General features: G+C 67.6%; 20 protein-coding genes and 1 pseudogene. 11 read left to right on the top strand and 10 right to left on the bottom strand.

Annotated features, from left to right (window positions below):
- The first annotated feature begins 1 nt into the window (after window position 1).
- Window positions 2–898 (top strand): alpha/beta fold hydrolase, encoded by an 897-nt coding sequence (locus tag ACNJ7E_RS17750; RefSeq protein WP_418340571.1) that lies wholly within the window; start codon window positions 2–4, stop codon window positions 896–898.
- Between the two features lies 1 nt (window position 899).
- Here ACNJ7E_RS17750 and ACNJ7E_RS17745 read toward each other — a convergent pair whose 3' ends face one another.
- A complete protein-coding gene (locus tag ACNJ7E_RS17745; protein WP_418340570.1) occupies window positions 900–1,487 on the bottom strand; it encodes a phosphoribosylanthranilate isomerase in 588 nt (195 codons plus the stop codon).
- Window positions 1,488–1,554: 67 nt separating this feature from the next.
- On the opposite strand from ACNJ7E_RS17745, the gene ACNJ7E_RS17740 reads away from it, so the two are divergent.
- From ACNJ7E_RS17740 to ACNJ7E_RS17725, 4 genes are all read left to right on the top strand, one after another.
- Window positions 1,555–2,859: an alpha/beta hydrolase gene (locus tag ACNJ7E_RS17740; RefSeq protein ID WP_418340569.1), complete on the top strand. Its 1,305-nt coding sequence runs from the start codon at window positions 1,555–1,557 to the stop codon at window positions 2,857–2,859.
- A gap of 27 nt (window positions 2,860–2,886) precedes the next feature.
- Window positions 2,887–3,606 carry an ABC transporter substrate-binding protein gene (locus ACNJ7E_RS17735; protein ID WP_418340568.1) on the top strand — a complete coding sequence of 240 codons (720 nt, stop codon included), beginning with the start codon at window positions 2,887–2,889 and terminating at the stop codon, window positions 3,604–3,606.
- An 83-nt stretch (window positions 3,607–3,689) separates the two neighbouring features.
- Window positions 3,690–4,925 (top strand): acyl-CoA dehydrogenase family protein, encoded by a 1,236-nt coding sequence (locus ACNJ7E_RS17730; RefSeq protein WP_418340567.1) that lies wholly within the window; start codon window positions 3,690–3,692, stop codon window positions 4,923–4,925.
- Between the two features lie 70 nt (window positions 4,926–4,995).
- The gene (locus tag ACNJ7E_RS17725; RefSeq protein WP_009478176.1) at window positions 4,996–5,373 is read left to right on the top strand and encodes a VOC family protein; all 378 of its coding nucleotides are present in this window, start codon (window positions 4,996–4,998) and stop codon (window positions 5,371–5,373) included.
- Window positions 5,374–5,376: 3 nt separating this feature from the next.
- Here ACNJ7E_RS17725 and ACNJ7E_RS17720 read toward each other — a convergent pair whose 3' ends face one another.
- From ACNJ7E_RS17720 to ACNJ7E_RS17705, 4 genes are read right to left on the bottom strand one after another with little or no spacing between them, the layout of a single operon-like run.
- Window positions 5,377–6,183, bottom strand: coding sequence for an alpha/beta fold hydrolase (locus ACNJ7E_RS17720; RefSeq protein WP_418340566.1), 807 nt, complete (start codon window positions 6,181–6,183; stop codon window positions 5,377–5,379).
- 28 nt (window positions 6,184–6,211) lie between these two features.
- A complete protein-coding gene (locus tag ACNJ7E_RS17715) occupies window positions 6,212–7,639 on the bottom strand; it encodes an amidase (protein ID WP_418340565.1) in 1,428 nt (475 codons plus the stop codon).
- Between the two features lie 56 nt (window positions 7,640–7,695).
- Complete coding sequence (locus ACNJ7E_RS17710; RefSeq protein ID WP_418340564.1) at window positions 7,696–8,952, bottom strand: amidohydrolase; 1,257 nt, start codon at window positions 8,950–8,952, stop codon at window positions 7,696–7,698.
- Window positions 8,930–10,192, bottom strand: a complete 1,263-nt coding sequence (locus tag ACNJ7E_RS17705) for an MFS transporter (RefSeq protein ID WP_418340563.1) — start codon at window positions 10,190–10,192, stop codon at window positions 8,930–8,932. Before ACNJ7E_RS17705 ends, ACNJ7E_RS17710 begins: the two co-directional genes overlap by 23 nt.
- Window positions 10,193–10,247: 55 nt before the next feature.
- Between ACNJ7E_RS17705 and ACNJ7E_RS17700 the strand changes: the two genes are divergently transcribed.
- Together ACNJ7E_RS17700 and ACNJ7E_RS17695 are read left to right on the top strand one after the other, a co-directional pair.
- Window positions 10,248–11,321, top strand: a complete 1,074-nt coding sequence (locus tag ACNJ7E_RS17700; protein WP_280784563.1) for an Lrp/AsnC family transcriptional regulator — start codon at window positions 10,248–10,250, stop codon at window positions 11,319–11,321.
- A 60-nt stretch (window positions 11,322–11,381) separates the two neighbouring features.
- A complete protein-coding gene (locus tag ACNJ7E_RS17695) occupies window positions 11,382–11,861 on the top strand; it encodes a nucleoside deaminase (protein WP_280784562.1) in 480 nt (159 codons plus the stop codon).
- 48 nt (window positions 11,862–11,909) lie between these two features.
- Here ACNJ7E_RS17695 and ACNJ7E_RS17690 read toward each other — a convergent pair.
- Both ACNJ7E_RS17690 and ACNJ7E_RS17685 read right to left on the bottom strand, forming a co-directional pair.
- Window positions 11,910–13,499 (bottom strand): annotated as a pseudogene (locus ACNJ7E_RS17690) (ABC-F family ATP-binding cassette domain-containing protein); the annotation flags it as partial.
- A 141-nt stretch (window positions 13,500–13,640) separates the two neighbouring features.
- Window positions 13,641–14,207, bottom strand: a complete 567-nt coding sequence (locus ACNJ7E_RS17685; RefSeq protein ID WP_280784560.1) for a hypothetical protein — start codon at window positions 14,205–14,207, stop codon at window positions 13,641–13,643.
- A 95-nt stretch (window positions 14,208–14,302) separates the two neighbouring features.
- Here ACNJ7E_RS17685 and ACNJ7E_RS17680 point away from each other — a divergent pair, with 95 nt between their 5' ends.
- The 3 genes from ACNJ7E_RS17680 (at window position 14,303) to ACNJ7E_RS17670 (ending at window position 18,715) form a co-directional block, all read left to right on the top strand.
- Window positions 14,303–16,111 carry a penicillin-binding transpeptidase domain-containing protein gene (locus ACNJ7E_RS17680; RefSeq protein ID WP_418340562.1) on the top strand — a complete coding sequence of 603 codons (1,809 nt, stop codon included), beginning with the start codon at window positions 14,303–14,305 and terminating at the stop codon, window positions 16,109–16,111.
- Between the two features lie 96 nt (window positions 16,112–16,207).
- Entirely contained in the window at window positions 16,208–17,887 is a 1,680-nt protein-coding gene (locus ACNJ7E_RS17675) for an NTF2-like N-terminal transpeptidase domain-containing protein (protein ID WP_283330966.1), read from the top strand.
- Between the two features lie 90 nt (window positions 17,888–17,977).
- Window positions 17,978–18,715 carry a sulfite exporter TauE/SafE family protein gene (locus tag ACNJ7E_RS17670; protein WP_280784558.1) on the top strand — a complete coding sequence of 246 codons (738 nt, stop codon included), beginning with the start codon at window positions 17,978–17,980 and terminating at the stop codon, window positions 18,713–18,715.
- Window positions 18,716–18,758: 43 nt separating this feature from the next.
- On the opposite strand, the gene ACNJ7E_RS17665 is transcribed toward ACNJ7E_RS17670, so the two are convergent.
- Entirely contained in the window at window positions 18,759–20,231 is a 1,473-nt protein-coding gene (locus ACNJ7E_RS17665) for a peptide MFS transporter (RefSeq protein ID WP_283330856.1), read from the bottom strand.
- Window positions 20,232–20,287: 56 nt separating this feature from the next.
- Window positions 20,288–20,668 (bottom strand): DUF3054 domain-containing protein, encoded by a 381-nt coding sequence (locus tag ACNJ7E_RS17660; RefSeq protein WP_280784556.1) that lies wholly within the window; start codon window positions 20,666–20,668, stop codon window positions 20,288–20,290.
- A gap of 308 nt (window positions 20,669–20,976) precedes the next feature.
- Here ACNJ7E_RS17660 and ACNJ7E_RS17655 point away from each other — a divergent pair, with 308 nt between their 5' ends.
- The gene (locus tag ACNJ7E_RS17655) at window positions 20,977–22,311 is read left to right on the top strand and encodes a DUF1254 domain-containing protein (RefSeq protein WP_418340561.1); all 1,335 of its coding nucleotides are present in this window, start codon (window positions 20,977–20,979) and stop codon (window positions 22,309–22,311) included.
- A gap of 73 nt (window positions 22,312–22,384) precedes the next feature.
- Here ACNJ7E_RS17655 and ACNJ7E_RS17650 read toward each other — a convergent pair whose 3' ends face one another.
- Window positions 22,385–22,939 (bottom strand): YceI family protein, encoded by a 555-nt coding sequence (locus ACNJ7E_RS17650; protein ID WP_009476977.1) that lies wholly within the window; start codon window positions 22,937–22,939, stop codon window positions 22,385–22,387.
- Between the last annotated feature and the right edge of the window lies 1 nt (window position 22,940).

Genomic DNA, 22,940 nt, shown 5'->3' with positions numbered 1-22,940 from the left:
AATGAGCAACGTGCAGACGAACGCGCCCCACTGGTTCACCACGGCGTTGGCGTCGCCGGTCGACACCGGCCGGGTCGACGTCGCCGGGGCGCAGGTCCACTACCGTGCGTGGGGGCCGTCGGGCTCACCGGGAACCGTGCTCGTGCACGGCGGCGCCGCCCACAGCCGGTGGTGGGACCATGTGGCACCCATGCTGGCCACGGGCCGTCGCGTCGTCGCTCTCGACCTGACCGGGCACGGTGACAGCGACCGGCGCGCGGAGTACGGCCTGGAGCAGTGGGCGGAGGAAGCCCTGGCGGTGGCGAAGCCTGCGGGCATCTCGGGGGCGCCGGTGTTCGTCGGGCACAGCATGGGCGGCATGGTGTCCTACGTGGCAGCGCAGCTGTTCGGCGAGGATCTGGCCGGTGTCCAGCTGATCGATTCGCCCGTCCTCGCCCGCACACCGGAGGAGGAGGAAGCGCGCAAGCAGCGTGCCTTCGGTCCGAAGAAGGTCTACCCGTCCAGGGCCGAGGCGCTCGAGCGGTTCCGGTTCGTCCCGCCGCAGGACACCGCGGTGCCCGCGGTCCTGCGTCACGTCGCCGAGAACTCGATGGAGGAGGTGGACGGCGGCTGGTCGTGGAAGTTCGATTCCACGTTCTTCGCGCGTCACGGCAGCAACCACCTCGGGGGATCCGACCCACGCTGCCGCATCGCGTACTTCCGCGCCGAGAACGGCATCGTCACCGACGCCATGATGGACGACATGCGCCGTCGATTCGGGCCCACCGCGGGGGTCGTGGAAATCCCCGACGCCGGACATCACGTGATGATCGACCAGCCGCTCGCGCTCGTCGTGGGCATCCGGACGGTGCTCGCGTCGTGGGACGTCGAAGATTCCGTGGCCGGGATGCCGGGCTGACTCAGTCGCCGGACCGGACGCCGGCGACGAACTGCTCGATCAGCGCCGCATCCTTCACTCCACGCGAGGATTCGACGCCGCTCGACACGTCGACGCCCCACGCGCCGGTCGCGTCGACGGCGGCCCGCACGTTGCCGGGATGAAGTCCGCCGGCGAGGATCCACTCGCCGTCGGGCCGGCTCTGGTTCGCCCAGTCCCAGGGCACGCCCGCCCCGGCGGTCGCCCCGTCGACGAGGATGCGGTCGGCGCCGAAATCGCCCGACGTGTCACCGGCGACCACGGCACGGATCACGCCGAGCCCCGCCTCCCGCAACCGGGCGACGTCGTCGGCGGACTTCAGGTCGTGCACCTGGACGGTCCCGAGACCCGCCGCGGCGGCGACCTCGATCACCTCCGACACGGGACTCCCCTTGAACACACCCACCGCGACGGTGTGACCGGTGACCCGGCGGACCAGCGGCGCGGCGTCCTCGGGGGAGATCCGGCGGACGCTGTCGGCGAACACGAAACCCACGGCGTCGACGCCGAGGCGCACGGCCAGGTCGACGGAGGCCTCGTCTCGCAGACCGCACACCTTGATGAATGTCACCCCGGCAATTTTACCGGTCGCTCCGAGTCGCCGACGCAGTGCGGGTTCGCGCTCTAGGCTTCGTGACGTGGAATGGCTCAGCGACCTCAGCGTGATCTCAGGGCCTCTGCCCTGGATCCTCACGGTGATCGGTGCGCTCGGCGGCGTGTGGCTGCTCGCCGCCCGCGCACCCTGGTACCCCAGGAAAGCGATTCCGATCTGCCTGGCCGTGTCGGTGGTGGTCACCGTCGTCCTCAACGTGATGGTCGAGAAGGTGCTCCGGCCGTTCCCCGACCCCATCGAGATCTCCATCTACGTGTGGATCGGTCTGGGGCTCTTCGCGATCGTCCTGCTCGTGCCGAGGATCCGCGCCGGCCGGACGGTGAAAGCCGCCGTCGTCTCGGTTCTCGCGGTTCTCGCCGTGATTCTCGCGTCCGCGACGCAGATCAACCTGGTGTTCGACGCCTACCCCACGGTGGGCACGGCCTTCGGGGCGGAGCCGTTCGACCGGGTTCAGATGAACGACCTCGGCAGCGCCGCCGAGAACGTGGTGACGGGAACACCTCTCGACGCGTCGTGGACCGCCCCGCCCGGAATGCCGAGCGAGGGAAGGGTCCTGACGGCGGCCGTCCCCGGAACCGCGTCGGGGTTCGCCGCCCGCGACGCCGAGATCTACCTCCCGCCCGCCTACTTCGCCAACCCGCGCCCCCTGCTGCCGGTGCTCGTGATGCTGGCCGGTCAGCCCGGTGCGCCGGAGGACTGGTTCGCCGGCGGCAAGCTCGCCACCACGATGAACGAGTTCGCCGCGAAACACGGGGGACTGGCCCCGATCGTGGTGGTGGCAGACGGCACCGGCTCGCAGATCGCGAACCCCCTGTGTGTCGATTCGAAGCTGGGCAACGTGGCCACGTATCTGGCGAAGGACGTTCCGTCCTGGGTGAAGTCGAACCTGCAGGTGAACCCGGACCCCAAGGCGTGGGCCATCGGCGGCCTCTCCTACGGCGGCACCTGTTCGCTGCAGATGGCCACCAACTATCCCGACGTGTACCCGACGTTCCTCGACATCTCGGGTCAGGAAGAACCCACACTCGGCGACCACCAGCGCACCCTCGACGAGGCGTTCGGCGGTGACGAGGCCGAGTTCAAGAAGGTCAACCCGCTCGATCTGATGGCGTCGAACAAGTACCCGGACTCGGCAGGGGTCTTCGTGGTCGGCTCCGACGACGACGCCTACAAACCCGGCGCGCAGAAGGTGTATCAGGCAGCGAAGGCCGCGGGTATGGACGTGCAGTACGCGGAGGTCCCCGGCGGGCACAGCTTCGCGGTGTGGTCGGCGGGGCTGGAGAAGGAACTGCCGTGGCTGGCACAGCGGTTGGGGCTGATCGGCTCGTAGGCACTCGTCACGGCGGAGAGGGATGAGATGACGGCGGCAGCGCACATACTGCGGGTGGGTTCGGCGTTGCCCGACCCGCCGTTCGAGTTCCGGGACGGCGGGGCTCCTGCGGGTTTCGATGTCGAGTTCACGCGGGCCGTCGCGCAGGTGCTCGGCCTCGAATGGTCGCTCGTCCCGTACCGGGGCACCGACTTCAACGGCATCTTCGATGCGCTGGCGGACGGTGAATTCGACTGCATCGCCTCGGGAACCACCGTGACACCGCAGCGGAGGGCGCGCGCAGATTTCTGCGCTCCGTACCTCGTGTCGGGTCAGTCCCTCGCCGTCGACACGTCGCGACATCCGGGAGTGCGCGGGGTGGATGACCTGGGCGGTCTGACCGTCGGTGTCCAGCACGGCAACACGAGTCAGCCGATCGTGGAGAGGCTGGTCGCGGAGGATCGCGCGGGCGCGATCCGCGTGTACGCCTACGACCGGATCGGGCAGGCTCTCGACGACCTGTCCTCGGGCGGGTGCGACGCCGTCATGAAACTCGCGCCTGTCCTCACCTGGCTCGTCCGGGATCGCCCGCACGTGGAGGTGGTCGAACGGGAAATCTCCCGCGAGGAGATCGCCGTCGCCGTCCGCACGGGGGATCACGCGCTGCGCGAACGCATCGAGTCGGCGCAGCGCACCCTGGCCGCGGACGGCACCCTCGACCGGCTGAGGTCGACGTGGCTCGGGGTCGGTGAAACCGACGGCCGCTAGTGCTGACCGGCACACCTGTCCAAGAATAGGAACGTGTTCTATATTTGCGGCAACCCTTTCTCTCAGTGACTGGAGTGCCCGGCATGTATGAGTGGTCAGATACCGACCTGATGTTCCGCGACGCGATCCGCGGTTTCATCGACAAGGAGATTCGACCGCACGTCGACAAGTTGGAGACCGGTGAGCTGCCTCCGTTCGACATCATCCGCAAACTCTTCGCCACCTTCGGTCTGGACGAGATGGCCCGTGACGCGCTGACGAAGTCGTTGGACCGCGAACGCAGTGGGGCCGTGTCCGGCGCGAAGGAAGAGAAGTCCGGCGGCCTCGGCGGTGCGGGCAGCATGGGCGTCATCATGAACGCCGAGTTGGCCGGCGTCAGCCTCGGGCTCGTCGCCTCGCTCGGGGTGAGCCTCGGGCTGGCGGCGGGCACCATCCGCAGTCGCGGGACGCTGGCGCAGAAGGAGCGCTGGCTACCCGGACTGGTCACGTTCGAGAAGGTCGGAGCCTGGGCCATTACCGAGCCCGACTCCGGCTCGGACGCGTTCGGCGGCATGAAGTCCTACGTGCGCCGCGACGGCGACGACTACATCCTCAACGGGCAGAAGACGTTCATCACCAACGGCCCGTACGCCGACGTCATCATCGTCTACGCGAAGCTCGACGAGGGAGACTCGTCCGTCGACCGTCGCGACCGGAAGGTTCTCGCCTTCGTCCTCGACGCGGGCATGGAGGGGCTCACCCAGGGTGCGCCGTTCAAGAAGATGGGCATGAACTCCTCACCCACCGGAGAACTGTTCTTCGACAACGTGCGCCTCACCCGCGACCGTCTGCTCGGCGAGACGGAGGACGGCGGCAAGTCCGACGGCAAGTCCAGCGCGAAGGAGAGCTTCGCGGCCGAACGGATCGGCATCGCGTCGCTGTCGCTCGGCATCATCAACGAGTGTCACCGGCTGTGCGTCGACTACGCCAAGTCCCGCAAGCTGTGGGGTAAGGAGATCGCCCAGTTCCAGCTCATCCAGCTCAAGCTCGCCGAGATGGAAATCGCCCGCATCAACGTGCAGAACATGGTCTTCAATGCCATCGAGCGCACCGCGGCGGGGGATCAGGTGAGCCTCGCGGAGGCGTCGGCGATGAAGCTCTACTCCTCGCGGGCGGCCACAGAGGTGGCGATGGAGGCGGTGCAGTTGTTCGGCGGCAACGGGTACATGGCCGAGTACCGGGTGGAGCAACTCGCGCGCGACGCGAAGTCGCTCATGATCTACGCAGGCAGCAACGAGATCCAGGTGACGCACATCGCGAAGGGTCTGCTGGCGATGTGAGGTGTGGCCCTCGGGAACAAATGTCGTACGGCGTACGTTAGTGGGGTGTCGTCAACGAAAGGACACCACCGTGAAGGTCACCGCGAGCGCACTGTCGCTGAACGTCGCAGACCCCAGTGCGTCGGCCGAGTTCGCCAAGTCCCACCTGGGCTTCGTCGAGGAGATGGCAGCCGAGGGCTTCGTGTCACTGAAGCGTGCGGACGTGGGCTTCAATCTGGTCTTCCTGAAGACCGGACTGGAAACCTTCAAGCCCGCGCGGATCGCCGGTGACGCCGGCCAGGGGTTGCTGATCGCGCTCGTCGTCGACGGTATCGACGCCGAATACGAGCGACTGCAGGCGGAGGGTGTCCCGATCGTGACGCCCATCGAAACCGAGCCCTGGGGCGAACGCTACTTCCAGATGAGCGACCCCAACGGGGTGATCATCCAACTGGTCGAATGGATGTAGCGGTCACACCGAAGCGAGGAACGGCTCGACGGCCGCGAGCACCTCGGTGCTCGCGGCCACCGCCGTCGAGTGGTCGAAACCGGGCAGGATCGTCAGCGACGCACCGGGAATCAGTGCCGCCACCCGCTGGGTGTCGCCGATCCTCTCGGCGTCGTTCGAACCGACGAACAACAGGGTGGGGACGGCGATCCCGCGCAGGACGTCGTCGTCCACCCCCGGCTCCACACCGGAACGCCGCATGTACGCGGCGAGCGCCTTCGCGTCGTTCGCCATGAACGCCGCCCGGGTGCCGGCGTCGATCGGCCACGCGCGCAGGGCATTCCACTGCCCCAGGAACGCATCCATGCCGTCCCGCTCGAGGACGTCGATGCAGCCCGGGAAAAACAGGCGGTCGAACGCGCCGGCCTGCGGTCGGCTGCTGCCACCGCCGACGATCAGGCTCTCCAGCCGTTCGGGCGCCCCGACCGCCAAGGCCAGCGCGACCCGGCCGCCGAGCGAATACCCCAGCACGTGCGCGCTCGGAAGATCCAGGTGGTCGAGGACCGCCAGAACGTCGCCGCTGACCAGCTCCATGGCGTACGCGCTCTCGTCGTGCGGCTTGTCGCTGCGCCCGTGGCCCCGCAGATCGACCAGGATCAGCCGGTACCGGTCACGCAGCGCGGCGACGTAACCGAATCCCCGCCAGATCGCGTGGGAGAGCGCCGTGCCGTGAAGGAGAACGAGCGGCTCACCGTCGCCGACGGTCTTGTACGCGATCCGGACACCGTCGACGGGATTGGTAGCGTGCTGCACCCGCCCAGTCTGCATCACTCAGAAGTCGCGGCCTCACCTGCGTACCTCACACGCCGGGACGATGCTCTCGCGTGTAATCCCACGGTCGCAGCTGTTCGACGGCCCTGCCGACACGGAAGACGGTGGCGTCGTCGTAGGTGTGCCCGACGATCTGCACCCCGGTGGGGACGCCGGATGACGCGTGACCGCTGGGGACGGCCAGGACCGGACACCGGTTGTTGATGTTGAACGGGAGGGTGAGCAACGCCTCCGCGGCGTGATCGAGCCGCTGACCGTCGACGACGATCCCGTCGAGCATGTCGTCCCCCGCGGGGTAGGCCGATACGCCGGACGTCGGGCACAGCAGGGCATCGAACCCGGACATCGCCTCGGCGAGCTGTCGGTGCATCCGGGTCTCGATTCGCAAACCGTCGACGAAGGTTGCCCCCGTGCGGGCGCTCGCGGTTTGGGTCGCGAACGCGCGGGTGTAGGGGGCGAGAAGATCCTCGTTCCCGGCCGCGACCTGCGCCACGATCGCACCCATGATCGTGCCGAAATGTGTTGTCACTGCCAGTCGGATCTCCTCGGCGGTCCACGGCAGCTCGATCTCCTCGACGATCGCCCCGGCGGTCTCGAGCGCACGTGCCACCGCGCGGGTGTTGGCCTCGATCTCCGGTTCCACCACGAAGCAGCCCAGCCGGATACTCAACGCCACGCGCATGCCCTCCACCGAGGGGTATTCGGTGGGCAGCGTGATCGCAGGACGTAGTGAGGTGTGGTCGCGGACGTCCGGCCCGATGAGCATGTTCGCCAACAGGATCGTGTCGTCGACGGTGCGTGCCATGGGACCGTCGCCGCGATAGAAGTCCATGCTCATCGGGGGCACCCCGGGGATTCGCCCGTACGGGGCCTTGTATCCGACGGTCCCGGTGAACGCCGCCGGGCCCCGGGTCGAGCCCCCGATGTCCGACGCGGTCGCCAGCGGGGTGGTTCCGGCGGCCAGCGCCGCCGCGGAGCCGCCGGAGGATCCGCCCGGGCTGTAGGCGAGGTTCCAGGGGTTGCGGGTCACGCCCCACATCGGGGTGTGGGTGAACCCGGCGACGCTGAATTCGGGGGTGGTGGTGCGGGCGTGGATGATGCCGCCTGCGGCGTGGATTCGCTCGATCACCGGAGCGCTCTCGGCCGCGACAACGTCCTTGTTCACCAGCGAGCCCTCGGTGAGGGATCGCCCGGCGATAGCGTGCTTTTCCTTGGCGGCCACCGGAATGCCCTCCAGCGGACGCGGCGCCGGGCCGCGTCCGAGATAGCGCTGCTCGGCTTCCTCGGCCTGTACGAGTGCCTCGTCGAAGAGTTGCTCGCAGAACGCGTTCACGTGGGGTTCGACCTGCTCGGCACGGTCGATGAGGGCGTGCATCAGCTCTACCGGGGACAGTTCGCGCGAGTCGAAGAGTGCTCGCGCTGCGGTGGCGCTGAGGTACGGGAGATCGGTGGTCATATGTTCCTCGTCTTTCGTAGAACCCGATGGGTCGTCGAAGCTGTTGTGGCGCAGTGCTAGCGGGACGCAGCGTGCGGTGAGCACTCCGTGGCGAGCGCGTGCGTCGCCGCCGCGTGCATTGCTGCGGTCGCGGCGGGCAGCACGGATGCCGGGTCGGGCGCGAACCGTGGTGAGTGGTTCGGTGGCATTCCGGCCGGCGGTTGCCCCGCTGCCAGGGCCGCGAGATCCGCTTCACTGAAGCGCTTGTGTTCCATCCCACCGATGTGCCAGAACACCGAAGGACACCGCGCCGCGGTCCCGAGTTCGCCGAAGTCCTCGCTGCCGGTCAGTGGATGGGGCAGACGATGTACGGGCATTCCGGCCTCGGCGATTGTCCGCAGCACCGACCCGGTCACGTCCGGAGTGTTGACGGTCAACGGAAAGCTGTTGAACTCCTGGATATCCGGAGACTTCGGCGCATCGGCAGCGGCCGCCTCCGCTTCGGCCAGTCGCCTGATCGCCGTCAGCATCCGCTCACGCGACGCCGGTGTGAACGTCCTCAGGCTGAGGAGCAACTCGGCATCGTCGGCGATGATGTTCGCGGCGGTGCCCGCATGCAATGCACCGGTGGTGAGCACCGGCGCCGGCCGGGCGGAGGCCTCACGGGCGGCGAGAGTCTGGAATCGCAGTGTCAGTGAGGCCGCCATCAGCAACGGATCGACCGCGCTGTGTGGCGTCGACGCGTGGCCACCGCGCCCGAACAGTGTCACTCGGATGCTGTCGGACGCGGCCATCACGGCACCCTCCCGGGAGACGACGACGCCCGCGGGCAACGGCGCTACGTGCTGGCCCAGGCAGATCGCGGGCGTCGGAAACCGTTCGAACAGGCCGTCGTCCAGCATGGCGCGCGCACCCTGCCCCGTTTCCTCCGCGGGCTGGAACACCGCCAGAACCGTGCCGTCGATCGTCGGCGCGCCGGCGAGTCGCGCGCACACCGCGAGGAGCGCAGCGACGTGCACGTCGTGTCCGCAAGCATGCATGACCCCGGGCACCCTCGACGCGTAGTCCAAGCCTGTGTCTTCCTGCACAGGCAAGGCGTCCATATCCGCGCGCAGAAGCACCACCGGCCCGGGGCCGCCCCGCAGAACACCGACGACGCCGGTGCCACCGACGCGCTCGGTCACCTCCCAGCCGCCGAGGGCACGCAACTCGTGCGCCACGAGACCCGCGGTGCGGTACTCGCACGCTGAAAGCTCGGGATGCGCGTGGAGATCGTCGTAGACGTCCCGCCAATGGGGCTGCTGTGCGGCATCATTCGACAGTGGAATGCTCATGGGTTTCCTCTCGGTCGGGGGTGCGGTCGAGCCGGACGGCGGCGAGCATGTGGTCGGTGGTTTGGGGTGCGGCGAGAACGGCGGCGATCGCGATGAGCGGGCCGACGGCCAGCGCACCGAAAGCAGTGGTCCAGGACGCGGCGTCGACGATCGCTCCGAAGGCCAAGGGCGCCGCGATGCCGGCGATCATGCCGCCGAACAGGATCATCGAGGACGCGGCCCCGGAAACCGAAGCCGGGAGGCTGCGCAGCGGCACCGCGAACGCGGGCATGTAGCACAGTGCACTGATGCCGCTGAGGACGGTTCCGACGACGACGAACATGGTCACCGATTCCGTGTGGGGCAGGACGATCACGAGTGCGGCACTGACGATCATCGCGGGGACGATGATGCGGCTGGGTCTTCCCTCCCACCGGTCCGACAAACGGCCGCCGACGATCACGGCGATGGCGGCCACGAGGGTCGGGGCGATCGAGAGCAGACCCGCGGTGCCGATCGACACGCCCCGCTCCTCGTGGAGATACGAGACGGTCCAGGAGCCGATGCCCCACACGATCACGTCGTATCCGAAGAACACCAGCGCGAAACACCACATCGCGGGCGCTCGGAGCACGATCCCCACGCCACTCGAACTGCTGCTTCGGTGTGCCGTGGCGGGGTCGAGAGTGGACACATCCGAGGGCAGTGCCTCGGGCATCCAACGCTTGATCGCAACCACGACCACAACCCCGAGGACGGCGATGACGGCGAACATCGGCCGCCATCCCCACAGTGGCAACAGAATCGACGCGATGATCGCGGCGGCGAACGAGCCGAAGGCGTTCGAACTCAGCATCCACCCGTTGGCTGTCATCCGCTGCTCGGGCACGCTGCGTTCCGACAACAGCTTGATCGCGGCTGCGGGAAACACGCCCTGCGCGAAGCCGAACAGCAGCCGGATCGCCAACAGTGCGGTGAACGACCAGGCGATCGCCGTGAGCTCGGTGAACAGGGACCACGCGATGAGACCCGCGAGGGCGATACGCACAGCACCGAACCGATCGGCGAGCAGCCCGCCCGGGATCTGCGACAGCGCGTAGGCGACGAAGAACGCCGACACGATCAGGCCGCGCTGCCCGTAGTCGAGTGCGAATTCCGTACCGATCGCGGGCAGGGCGAGATTGATGACGAGTCGGTCGATGTAGTCGACCGCCCACGCCGCGAAGAGCAGTAGCACGGTGATGCGAGTGGAACGCAGCACGATAAATCTCCTCACAAGACGAACTCGATGGGTGGGATGACTCACAATGGACCGCGTGGCACTCGAAACCCCTGACGCGCAGCATTCCGGCGCAGAACACCCCTTCGTGCCGGATTCCGGCGGCGCCTCGTTCAGTGAGTTCGACCTGACCCTGCTCAACGCGCTCCAGATCAGCCCACGCGGGTCCTGGGCCCAGATCGGCACTGCCCTCGGTGTGGACGCCACCACCGCCTCCCGGCGCTGGCGCCAGCTATCCGACGACGGACAGGCGTGGATCACCGCGTACCCGGTCGGGCAACACCACACGAACGCCTACGTGACGCTCGAGTGCACTCCCGAGGCCGTTCACCGCGTCGGCTCAGCACTGTGCGGGCTGAACTGCGCTTATCAGGTCGAACGCACCGACGGCAAGGCGCAATACTTTGCCGCCGTCGCCACCGCCGGCCCCCAGGCCCTGGACGATCTGGTCCACGACCATCTGAGCCGGATACCCGGAGTGGTCTCGATTCGGGCCGAGCTGTGTCTGCACGTCTACCACGAAGGCGGCGGATGGCAGCCGCGGACGCTGGACAGTGCCCAGCGCGCCCAGCTCACCACGCCACCGAGTGATCCGTTCCCGGTTCCGCTGAAGGCGTCCGACCGTCCGTTGCTGGACGCATTGAGCGCCGACGGGCGCTGCAGCTACGCCGAATTGGCCGACCGGTGCGGAGTCAGCGAGACGACCGTCAGGCGCAGGCTCGGCAAGCTCACGCGATCAGGCCAATTGGCCTTCCGATGTGACATGACCCAGCAGGCAGCAGGCTGGCCGCTCAATGCAATATTCGAGGTCGACGCGGGTGCAGATCTCGACCGTGTGGGCCGTGCCGTGTCCACGTGGCCCGAAATCCGGCTGTGCGCCTCGACCAGCGGGCGATACAACCTGCTCGTGTACCTGTGGCTGCGCTCGGCGCAGGACTGCCGCCGCATCGAGGAACGGCTCGTTGCCCTGTCCGACAACGTTCGCGTCGACAGCCGCCGGGTGACGCTTCGACCGCTCAAACGGATGGGGCGGTTGCTCGGCCCGCACGGCGCCGCAGTCGGCCACGTTCCCTTGGATGTGTGGCGCGACAGTTCGCCGAGATCGGCGTAGACGAACAACCCACACGATTTCGCTGTTGTGGTGGCCGCGTCCCGCAGGGAAGGTAGAGGCATGTCGATTCCCCTGAACTCCGCGCGGGCGGCGCTCGACCCCGAGGAACTGCTGGCCGTGGCGATCGCCGAAGCCGAACTCGGCAAACGTGAGGGCGGAATACCGATCGGGGCTGCATTATTCGCCGGCGACGGAACCCTGCTGGGCAGCGGTCGCAACCGACGAGTCCAGCACGGCGACCCGTCCGTCCACGGTGAGACGGACGCCTTCCGCGCGGCCGGGCGCCAACGTGACTACCGCTCGACGATCATGGTGACGACCCTGTCACCGTGCTGGTACTGCAGCGGTCTGGTCCGGCAGTTCAACATCGGCGCGATCGTGGTGGGGGAGAGCGTGACGTTCACCGGCGGTCACGAATGGCTCCGCGAGAACGGCGTGGACGTGACCGTCCTGCGCGATCAGCACTGCATCGACCTGATGGCCGAATTCATCGAGACCCAGCCCGAACTCTGGAACGAGGACATCGGCGTGGCCGAATGACCGGCGCCTCCGGCACCCGTGCGCCTTTCCGGTAGCGGGGGCNCCGAAAGGCGCACGGGTCCGAAGGGCCTCGTCGGTCAGTTCCAGCCACCGGGTGACGCCGATGTCGTGGAGGAACTGTCGGTCGTGACTGACCACGATCAACGCGCCGCGGTAGCTGCGGAGCGCCTGCGTGAGGTGAGTGAGGCTCGGCAGGTCGAGGTTGTTCGTCGGCTCGTCCAGCAGCAGCAGCCGCGGGGCGGGTTCGGCCAGCAGGATGGTCGCGAGCGCGGCCCGCAACCGTTCCCCACCCGACAATGCCGCCGCGAGCACGTCGGAATCGTTGCCGCGGAACAGGAACCGGGCCAGTTGGGCACGGATCTGTTCCTGCGACGCGTGAGGCGCCGCCGCGGCCACGTTCTCGGCGACCGTGAGCGACTCGTCGAACACGTCGAGTCGCTGCGGCAGCGCCTTGAACGGAACTCGCGGTCCCGCGGCCACGACGGCGTCGAGCAGGGTCGTCTTGCCGACGCCGTTGCGTCCGACGAGGGCGATCCGCTCGGGGCCCACGACGTCCAGCGACACCTGCTGTCCGCTGAGCAGGCTCACGTCCCGGACGGAGACCACCTCCTGGCCCGAATGCACTTCCGTGGCCGGGAGGTCGATGCGCACCTCGCGGTCGTCCCGCAGGGCACTTTCGGCTTCCGTCAACGACTCCCGCGCCTCGTCGACCTTCGCGATGTGGTTGTTCCGTAGCTTCCCCGCGGATTCCTGCGCCTGACGCTTCCGCAGCCCCATCACGATCTTCGGTTCGCGCTTGTTCTCGAACATCTTCTGCCCGTACCGCTTACGACGGTCGATCTTGATGCGGGCCTCGACGAGTTCCCGCTTCTGCTTCTGCACATCGCTGCGGGCATCGCGCACCGCGGCCCGCGCGGCCTCCTGCTCCGCCTCGACGATCTCCTGGTAGGCACTGAAATTCCCGCCGAACATGCGGATCTCACCACCACGCAGCTCCGCGACGGAATTCATGAGATCGAGCAGGTCGCGGTCGTGGCTGACCACCAGCAGGGTGCCCGGAAACTGTTGCACCACCTCGTAGAGCTTGCTGCGGGACGCGCTGTCGAGGTTGTTGGTGGGCTCGTCGAGGAGCAGCACCTCCGGTTCCTTCAACAGTTGCGCGGTGAGGCCGAGCAACACGGTCTCTCCGCCGGACAGGGTGCCGACGGTGCGATCGAGGTCGGACGTGCTGCCGAGCACGCGTTCGAGACCGAGGCGGTGCAGGGTCGAGACCGCCCGCTCCTCGATGTCCCAGCGGCCGGTCGCGGCATCGAAATCGTCGGGTGTGCCGTCGCCGGACTCGATGCGGTGCAACGCCGCCCGGAGGTCGGCGATGCCCAGGATCCGGTCGACCTTCAGCGTGGGATCGAGCGTGATGTCCTGCGGCAGGTACGCCACCTCGCCCTGCGCCGTCACCGACCCGCGGTCGGGGTGCAGGCGCCCGGCGATCAGCCGGAGCAGGGTGGATTTACCGGAACCGTTGAGACCGACCACCCCGGTGCGTCCGGGGCCGAAGACGGCGTCGAGGCCGTCGAAGACCGGCTCGCCGTCGGGCCAGGTGAACGTGAGGTCGGACAGGGACAGATATGACTGGGCCATAGGGGACTCCCGAGGTGTGTGCGGATGAAGACTCGCGTGACTACCTCGTCAGGAGCAATGGACCGTTCCCCTCTGTCTGACGCGCCCGGTGCGCATCGGTGACGTTCACGATAGGACGCCGCCGATGCCCGCGCAATCGAATTAGATCTGAGGGCCGTCGGCCCGGAGTTCGTCCACCTTCGCCATGGCGTCGCGGAGTTCGGCGAGCCACTGTTCGCTGTGCTGGCCGGCCAGGCGCACCGTCCACATCAGGGCGTCCGACCGCGACCGCGCCACACCGGCGTCGACGAGCGTGTCGAGAACCTTGCGTTCGGGTTGGCGCAGCCGGGTCATCACCGGAACGGCGAGGTGGGTGAACAACGTCTTGTGGCCGTCGAGGCTGACGCCCCACGCGACCTTGCGTCCGTAACGCCTCTCGGCCTCGTCGGCGATGCGCATCCGATCGCCCCGGGTCGTTTCGCGGAACCGGGAGATGCGTCCGTCGATCGCGGCCTCCGAACCGGAGTCGGCGGACTCGACGGGCGGCAATTCGCCGACCACCACGATCTCCTCGCGGTCGACCTCGACGGTCGCGGGGCCGGTGAACCAGTCGTCGGGAAGACGGCCGGTGAACCATTCGGCCGCGTCGCTCGCATCGGGGACATCCGCCTGCTGCCATCCACCGGGCCGGCCGAAGCGGCGCGGGCCCGGACCTTGTGTGTTCCTCATGGCGTCCTCCTGGGGACCCTGGTGCCGCGATCACTGTGATGCAGCACTGATTACATGATTACACCGATTATTCGAGGCGCGCCACCACGTCAGGCATGATCGAGTCCGTGCGCACCTCAACCGTTCGTCACAGCCCCATCCGTCCCACCCCCACCCGGAAGGCAGCGGCCGGAATCGCCGTCCTCGCGTCCGTGCTCTCCGCCTGCGGACTCTTCGGGCCGGACCAGCCCGACACCGTCTCGCAGCAGTTCGCCGACGCCCTCAACAGCGACGACGTGCAGGCCGCCGCCGAACTCACCACCGATCCGGCCGCCGCAACCGCCGCGATCACGGCGATGTACGACGGGCTCGGAAACAAGGACGGGACGTTCACCCGCACCGACGTGCAGGAGGCGGGTGACAACGGCGGCACGTTCACGATGGACGTGTCGTGGCCGTTCGCGCCGGGGCAGGAGTGGAAGTACAGCACCACCGGCAACGCCACCAAGGAAGGCGACGACTGGAAGATCGTCTGGGACCCGGCCGTCCTCGCACCCGGCCTCACCGACGACACCACCGTCCGGTACACCACCACGACCGGGGCGCCGCCGAAGGTCCTCGCGGCGGGCGGGGCACCGATCCTCGAGCAACAGGTCGTGACGCTCGTCAACCTCGAACCGGGTGCGGACACCGCGGCGGTGGCCGCGTTGCTGTCGCCCATCGCCCCGACGATCACCGCCGCCTCGCTCCAGCAGGATCTGGCCGGCGCCCAGGGCAAGCCGGTCACGGCCATCTCGCTGCGCGCCGAGGACCTCGCGCCGATCGAACCGCAGTTGCGGCAACTCGCCGGCGTGACGCTGGCCCCGCAGACCAGACTGCTCAGCACGGACAAGGCGCTGGCCTCACCCACCCTGGCGGGCCTCGGCGACCTGTGGCAGGAGGGACAGGACGCCTCCGCCGGCTGGGCGGTGCAGCTGGTCGGCCAGGACGGCGCGGCCAAGAGCGTCGCCGGCGAGCAGGGCCCCGACGCCCCCGACATCGCGACGACCCTCGACCTCCCGATGCAGATGGCTGCCGAGCGGGCGCTCGCCGACGTCCCGCAGCAGGCCGCGATCGTCGCCCTGCGACCCTCCACCGGCGAGGTGCTGGCGGTAGCGCAGAACGCCCCGGCCGACGCACTCGGGCCGGTCGCGCTGACCGGCCTCTACCCACCGGGATCCACGTTCAAGACGGTGACGACGTCCGCGGCCCTGCAGGCCGGTGCCGCCACACCGGACACCGTTCTGCCCTGCCCCGGCACCGAGAACATCGAGGGCAGGCAGATCCCCAACGATGACGAATTCGACCTCGGTGCGGTCCCGCTGCACACCGCCTTCGCGCGGTCGTGCAACACCACCATGGGACGGCTGGCGGTCGGCCTGCCGCCCGACGCCCTGCAGCAGGCCGCGCTGCAGTTCGGGCTCGGCGTCGACTACGTGACGCCCGGGCTGACGACCGTGACCGGCAACGTGCCCGTCGCCGACAGTCCGGCGGCCCGCGTCGAGTCCGGGATCGGGCAGGGGCAGGTGACCGCGACGCCGTTCGGGATGGCCATGGTGGCCGCCTCCATCGCGAACGGTTCGACGCCGTCGCCTATGATCGTGCAAGGCCAACCGGGAACCGCCGACAAGACGGCGCCCACCGTGCCTGCGAACGTCACCTCCGACCTCCGGACGATGATGCGCGAAACTGTGACGGGCGGTACCGCTACTGCGCTGCAGGACATTCCGGGACTGCTCGGCAAAACGGGGACGGCCGAGTCGGGAAATGGTCCCGCGCACGGCTGGTTCGTCGGAATCAAGGACGACCTAGCATTTGCCGTATTTATAGCAACAGGTGACAGTTCGGCCCCTGCTGTGCAGGCTGCGGGGCGTTTTCTTCGATAAACCCGTTCGCGCTTGGCCGTTCGGGGATAAGTTGTGGCTCAACCGTAACTCCTTCGTAGGCAAATGGTGCTTGTTACGCATGTGACTGAAAGCAAGATGGTGGACATGGGGAATGGACGATCGCTTGGCCGCCGCAACAGATACGTGATCGCCCTGACGTCGGCTGTCGTTCTGGCGGTGATTCTGGCGTCGTGTGTGCTGTCGAAAGAGGAGGCGACCGCTCAGTCGGTCGTCGACGACTTCGTCAACGCACTGAACGAGGGCGACGCCGCCGCTGCTGCAGCGCAGACCTCTTATCCCAACGCCGCGGAGACGGCGATTCAGCAGATGTTCGACGGACTCAAACCCGAGGACGCCAAGTTCGACCTGACCCAGTTCATGGATCTCGGCTCGGACTCCGGCTTCTTCACCGTCGGTGCCGCTTGGCATTTCGGTGAGGGCAAGGACTGGACCTACCAGGTTCAGGGTGGCGTGCGGAACCTGTCCGTCGGCTGGCGGATCTCCTGGGATCCGTCGATCCTCGCGCCCGACCTGGGCAACGGACGGATCGTCCGCTACGACCGGACGGACGCCGCTCCGCCGCGGGTCTTCGACGCGTTCGGTGCGTTGCTCATGAACGAGCAGACCATCAACTCGGTCACCCTCGATCCCGCCACGATGCCCGATCCCGTCGCGACCACCCGGCGTCTCGCGGAGGTCCTCGAGCCGGTGGCGCCCCTCGTGACGTCCGACACGATGATGGCGGAGATGGCCGAGAAGCCCGGCCAGCAGGTCACCGCCGTGCTGCTGCGCGACCAGGACTGGGAGTACCTCGAGCAGGATCTCGCTATCCCCGGTGTCGTCACCATCAAGACGCCGAAGCTCATCACGGCGGATCGGCGTATCACGACGCCGCTGCTGGATCCGCTGCGCAAGGTGTGGCAGGCAAACCGGGATGCCACGGCCGGCTGGGCCGTCCATCTCGTGGACCCCGACGGCACGCTCATCCCGCAGGCAGGCTTCCAGGGCCCGCCCGGACCGGACATCGTCGCAACCATGGACTCCCGCCTGCAGCTGGCAGCCGAGGAAGCCGTGGTCAGTGTCGGCACCCCCGCGACGATCGTCGCGATCCAGCCGTCCTCCGGCGCCGTGCTGGCCGCCGCGCAGAACAATCAGGCGATGGAGCAGGGGCCGATCGCGTTCCAGGGCCTGTATCCCGCCGGGTCGAACCTCGACCTGGTGAAGAAGGCCGCCGGACTGCAGAAGGGCGTCGACCCGTCGTCGCTGTCGATCGAGGACATCGAGAAGGCGGGCAATCAGCTCGGGCTCGGCATGAACTACAAGATCCCGGGCCTCGACCATCAGACGGCCGTCTTCACCGCCGACCAGTCGGGCATGAACCAGGTGATGAACCGTAAGGACAGCGACCTGCCCGCCGTGACGCCGTTCGGGATGGCCATGCTGGCCGCATCGATCGCGCGGGGCAGTGCGCCGGCCCCGATGATCGTCCAGGGACAGCCGGGCACCACGGATGTGGCCGCTCAGCCGCTTCCGGCGAACGTCAACGACCAGCTCCGCGGCATGATGCGTGACAACGTGGTGCGGGGCGGAGCGTCGTTCCTCAACGGCTACCCGGACCTCATGGGCATGAACGGGGCGAGCGGCGACGACCGCTGGTTCTACGGCTCACGCGGCGACCTGGCCTTCGCGGTCTTCGTCGCCGACGCCGATGGTGGCGACCGGGCGGTGAAGATGACCGACATGCTGTTCCGTGAGATGGCGAAGCCGGCGAACTGAGGACACGGTGATGGCGAAGCCGGCGAACTGAGGACACGGCGGGGCCGTCCGCGCTGAGGGAGTAAGTGAGCAAGGGTAAGTTTCTACCTTGTGTCCCTGCTTGATATCGGTCTTCTCGTCGTAGCGGGGTTCTTCGCGGGACTGGTCGGCTTCGTCACCGGCCTGGCGTCCATCGTGTCGTATCCCGCCCTCCTCGCGGTCGGTCTGCCGCCGGTGACCGCGAACGTCACCAACACGGTCGCGATGGTGGCGGTCGGCGTCGGCGCCCTGTCCAACTCGACGCGGGAGGTCGCCGACACCGGTCCCAAGCTGTGGCGCTGGGCGCTGTACTCGGCTGCGGGCGGCCTGGTCGGCGCGGGAATCCTGCTGGTGGCCCCGGCGGGGTCCTTCGAGGCGATCGTTCCGTTCATGGTGGCGTTCGCCGCGCTGGCGCTGCTGTTGCAGCCCCGGCTCCGCGCGCTCGCAGGCGAGCGGGACATGCCACGCGCGTATTCGGTGTCGCTGTTCGTCGTCGCCATCTACGGCGGGTACTTCGGTGCCGGCGCCGGCGTGATCTTCCTGGCGATCGCGCTGATCCTCACCTCGGAGAAGATCTGGCGCGCGACCATCTTGAAGAGCTTTTTCCTCGGCGTCGCGAACCTGGTGGCGGCGATCGGGTTCGCGGTCTTCGGTCCCGTCCACTGGGGCGCCGCCGCCGCGATGGCGATCGGCGCCCTGGCCGGTGGCTGGTGCGGGCCGCCTGTCGTCAGGCGGATACCACCGTCCGTCCTCCGCGTCGTCATCGCGATCGCGGGATTCGGGTTGGCCGCGTGGTTGTGGGTGCGCTGAGTCGACGCTCCGTGCATCGTCAGTGTCGTAATGCCGCCATGCGTCAGTGCACGCCCTTCATCAGACGCCGGATCCACGGGGAGCCGATGGCGAGGAGCACACCGACGGCGATCGAGCCCAGCCCGACCGCGGTGAAGTACGGGACTTCGTTGTTCTCGTCGTAGTAGCCGGCCAGTGTGCCCGCCATGGCGGTGCCCAGGGCGACGGACAGGAAGAACAACGCCACCATCTGGGTGTGGAAGGCCTCGGGCGCCAGTTTGGTCGACAGCGACAGCCCGACCGGGGACAGCAGCAGTTCGGCGAATGTGAACAGCAACAGGATTCCGGCCAGACCCAGCAGCGGTGCACTGTTCGCGCCGCCACCCGACATCGGGATGAACGCCAGGAACGCGATACCCATGATGACGGTGCCCGCCGCGAACTTGATCGGCGACGACGGCTGGCGGGGTCCGAGCTTCGTCCACGCGGCTGCGAAGACGCCCGCGAAGATGATGATGAAGACCGGGTTGATGGACTGCACCCAGGACGGCGGGAAGTCCCAGCCGAACAGATTGCGGTCGAGTCGCTTGTCGGAGTACACCGCGACGGTGGTGAACTGCTGCTGGAACAGCGACCAGAACACCGCGCTGGCGATGAACATCGGGATGAACGCGTAGACGCGGCTGCGCTCGACGGCCGTGATGCGGCGGCTCGACAACATGATCGCGAAGTAGCCGATAGCCGCGACGATGGTGAGGCCGACCACGATATCCGACATGTTGGCCGCGGTGATCACCCCGGTCAGGGACAGGGCCGCAATGACCACGACCGCGGCGGCGCCGATCGCGATCCACTTGGGCCGCTGGGCGCGGGGGAGGGGATTGGGCGGTTCCGCGCCGATGCCGCGGAGGTGCTTGCGGCCGAGCGTGTACTGGATCAGTCCGAGCGCCATGCCGATTGCGGCGAGCGCGAAGCCGGCGTGGAAGCCGATGGAGTCCTGCGCCCAGCCCGTCAGCAGCGGGCCGACGAGGGCGCCGAGGTTGATGCCCATGTAGAAGATGGAGAATCCGGCGTCCCGGCGCTCGTCGTTTTCGTCGTAGAGATCACCGACGAGGGATGTGGCGTTGGCCTTGAGCCCGCCACTACCGAATGCGACGCAGACCAGGCCGATTCCCACACCCCACAGTCCCGGGAACACGGCGAGGGCGATGTGGCCGAGCATGACGAGGATGGCGCTGTAGAACAGGGTCCGTTCGGAGCCCAGGAGCCGGTCGGCGATCCAGGCTCCGAGAATGGTGGACAGATACACCGTTCCGCCGTAGGCGCCGACGATGCTGGTCGCGGACGATTCGGCGATTCCGAGGCCACCGTCGGCGGCCGAATAGTAGAGGTAGTAGATCAGGATGCCTTGCATCCCGTAGAAGGAGAATCGCTCCCACATCTCGACGCCGAACAGGTTCGCGAGGGCGAACGGCTGGCCGAAGAAGCCGCGGTCGGACCGCTTCTCGTCCCGGGCCGGATCGATGGTGTCACTCATGGGAAAACTGTCTCACCTCGAGCGGGTGTGCGTGTGCCGTCGGGGCGGATTCGCCGCTATCGGGTGGTGGCGCGCGACTTCGTCACGATCTTCGCGACGGCACGCCAGCCGAGGAGGAACACGGCGAGCACCGTGCCCGCCACGAGGACGAAGCTGAACGCCGTTCCCTGGCCGCTGACGACGCGCAACAGCATGCCCACCGCGAGCGTCGACAGCCACACCACGATGCCCGTCGGGACGATGAGGAACGCGTCGAACTTGTCGCGGTAGAGCGCGACGGTGGCCAGCCAGCCGACCGCCAGGCCGGTCAGGAACGGCCACGCCGTGGTGGCCAGACCCGTCAGTGCGTTGGCTTCGTCGTGACTGCGGCGGCCGATGGCGCAGAACACGATCACGAGGACGACGTCCAGGACGAGCGCGGGGAGGTACTTCTTCACACGGCCAGCCTAGAGGTGGTGCCTTCTCACAGTTCCGGCCGATCGACTTCGCGAGACCGCGCCGGCCGGAACGCGTCGCGAGCTGACGGTCGTGCGGTCACCGATCGTGGAAGGGCACGGCGTTCATACGATGACGCGGTGCGGGTCGGTACGTGGGAACGTTCGCAGGTTCCTCATCCGCATCGGGTGATGCGGACCGGGGCTGATCACCGCAGTGTTGTCAATCGTAGGGCTCGCCCACAGTCGGGCCGGTATGGAGACCCGACGCGTATCCGAGACGAAGAACAGGGACGAAGAAAAGGATTGCCGTGACGAACCAGACGTTGTCCGATCTGGCATCTCATGCCTACATCTACGGATTTCCCCTCGTCTTCAACGTGGACCAGGTCCACCGGTATGTCCACGAGGGAGTCGGAGCGAATCCCGCAGCAGGGTTCAACACCTTCAGCCACGCGCGAGCATTGGCCGGCCCGGCAGACACGTTCGTGACCATCAACAACGACACCGTGTACTCGATGGCCCAGATAGATCTGTCCGTGGGACCTGTCGCCCTGCACGTTCCGGACACTGCCGGCCGGTACTACGTGCTGCAGTTCGTCGACGCCTGGACCAACAACTTCGCGTACGTGGGCCACCGCGCCACCGGCACCGCCGCCGCCGATTTCCTGCTGGTGCCGCCGGGCTGGAACGCCGGCGATCCGGGCGACGTCACCGTCATCACGTTCCCTACGACGATTGCCTCGATCGTCGGCAGGTGGGGATGCTCCGGCGACGACGACCTTCCTGCTGTTCATGCATTGCAGGATTCGACCACTCTGACCGTGCTCCACCCCGGCACCCGACCCGCGGGTCTCCCGTCGCCGGATCCGACGGTCGGCACCGACCTCCTGTTCTTCGAGAAGCTACGGCTGTGGTCACAGGCCTTCCCGCCGGCTACACGCGATCGCGCATTGCAGGACTCGTTCGCACCGCTCGGAATCGACCGATCCGGCCCCACTCCCTACTCGTCACCCGACGACGAGACGGCGGCAGCTCTGCGCGCAGGCTTGGCTGCCGGTCGTCAAAACCTGGACACGGCACTGACAAAGGGGTCGAGTCCCGAAGTCAACGGCTGGAAGCTGACGTTCCACGCCTTCGACTACAACCTCGACTTCTTCGAAGTCGGGGCGCTCGACGACGCACGATTCAAGATCGAGGACCCCACCTTGCGGATCATCGAGCGGGCTGCCGCAGCCAAGGGAGGGCTCTGGGGGAATCACCCCTACGAGGCGGCATACATCATGACCTACCTCGATGATCGGGGCCGGCAGCTCACCGGTTCGAATACGTACACACTCCGGCTCGACCCGACTCCGCCCGTTGACGCATTCTGGTCGCTGACCATGTACTCGGTGCCGGACTTCTTCCTGGTGAGCAACCCGATCAACCGCTATTCGATCGGTGATCGCACTCCCGGGATCGTGCGCGACGAGGACGGGTCGTTGACCATCACCATCAGCCACACCAAACCCGCGAGTGATGCCGCAACCGCGAACTGGTTGCCCTCTCCCACAGGAGAGTTCCGGCCCGTACTCAGAATGTACGAGCCCGCACCCTCAGTGCTGGATCAGACGTACGTCGTCCCACCGATCACCAGAATCTGAGACTGCGAGCGAACGACAGTCCCAGGTCGTAACGGGCACTCGTTTCAGTACCACTGATATCGACGCCTATGGGTCAGGCCTGCAGGCCGGCCTCGATCTCGAGGGTGATGGTGATCTTGTCGCCGACGACGGCTCCGCCGCCTTCGAGGGGCATGTCGATGGTGATGCCGAAGTCCTTGCGGTTGAGGACGGTGGTGGCTTCGAAGCCGGCGACCGGGCCGTTGCCCATGCCGGGGTTGACGCCGTTGAACTCGAGGGCGAGCTCGACGGGGCGGGTGACGCCGTGGAGGGTGAATTCGCCTTCGACCACGTAGTCGTCGCCCTTGGCGCGGACCGCGGTGGAGGTGAAGGTGGCGGTGGGGTACTGCTCGGCGTCGAAGAAGTCGGCGGACTTGATGTGGGCGTCGCGGTCGGTGTTCTTGGTGTCGATGGACGCGACCTGGATTTCGGCGGTGACGGCGGCGGTGCCGTCCTCGGCGACGGTGATCGCGCCGGTGAAGTCGTTGAAGGTGCCGCGGACCTTGCTGACCATGAGGTGGCGGACGGAGAAGCCGACGGTGGAGTGGACGGTGTCGATGGCCCAGGTTCCGGCGGTGAGGTTGGGCAGGGTGGCGGTGGCGGTGGTCATG

This window comes from Rhodococcus mengyinensis, assembly GCF_048381435.1.
Lineage (GTDB): Bacteria > Actinomycetota > Actinomycetes > Mycobacteriales > Mycobacteriaceae > Rhodococcus_F > Rhodococcus_F opacus_D.
This window is presented reverse-complemented; position numbering and strand designations above follow the sequence as displayed.

Coding starts and splice junctions, on each gene's coding strand:
- ACNJ7E_RS17695 (WP_280784562.1), top strand. CDS start 11,382: ATGTCGATTCCCCTGAACTCCGCGCGGGCGGCGCTCGACCCCGAGGAA.
- ACNJ7E_RS17675 (WP_283330966.1), top strand. CDS start 16,208: ATGGTGGACATGGGGAATGGACGATCGCTTGGCCGCCGCAACAGATAC.
- ACNJ7E_RS17680 (WP_418340562.1), top strand. CDS start 14,303: ATGATCGAGTCCGTGCGCACCTCAACCGTTCGTCACAGCCCCATCCGT.
- ACNJ7E_RS17685 (WP_280784560.1), bottom strand. CDS start 14,207: ATGAGGAACACACAAGGTCCGGGCCCGCGCCGCTTCGGCCGGCCCGGT.
- ACNJ7E_RS17715 (WP_418340565.1), bottom strand. CDS start 7,639: ATGACCACCGATCTCCCGTACCTCAGCGCCACCGCAGCGCGAGCACTC.
- ACNJ7E_RS17710 (WP_418340564.1), bottom strand. CDS start 8,952: ATGAGCATTCCACTGTCGAATGATGCCGCACAGCAGCCCCATTGGCGG.
- ACNJ7E_RS17665 (WP_283330856.1), bottom strand. CDS start 20,231: ATGAGTGACACCATCGATCCGGCCCGGGACGAGAAGCGGTCCGACCGC.
- ACNJ7E_RS17650 (WP_009476977.1), bottom strand. CDS start 22,939: ATGACCACCGCCACCGCCACCCTGCCCAACCTCACCGCCGGAACCTGG.
- ACNJ7E_RS17730 (WP_418340567.1), top strand. CDS start 3,690: ATGTATGAGTGGTCAGATACCGACCTGATGTTCCGCGACGCGATCCGC.
- ACNJ7E_RS17750 (WP_418340571.1), top strand. CDS start 2: ATGAGCAACGTGCAGACGAACGCGCCCCACTGGTTCACCACGGCGTTG.
- ACNJ7E_RS17735 (WP_418340568.1), top strand. CDS start 2,887: ATGACGGCGGCAGCGCACATACTGCGGGTGGGTTCGGCGTTGCCCGAC.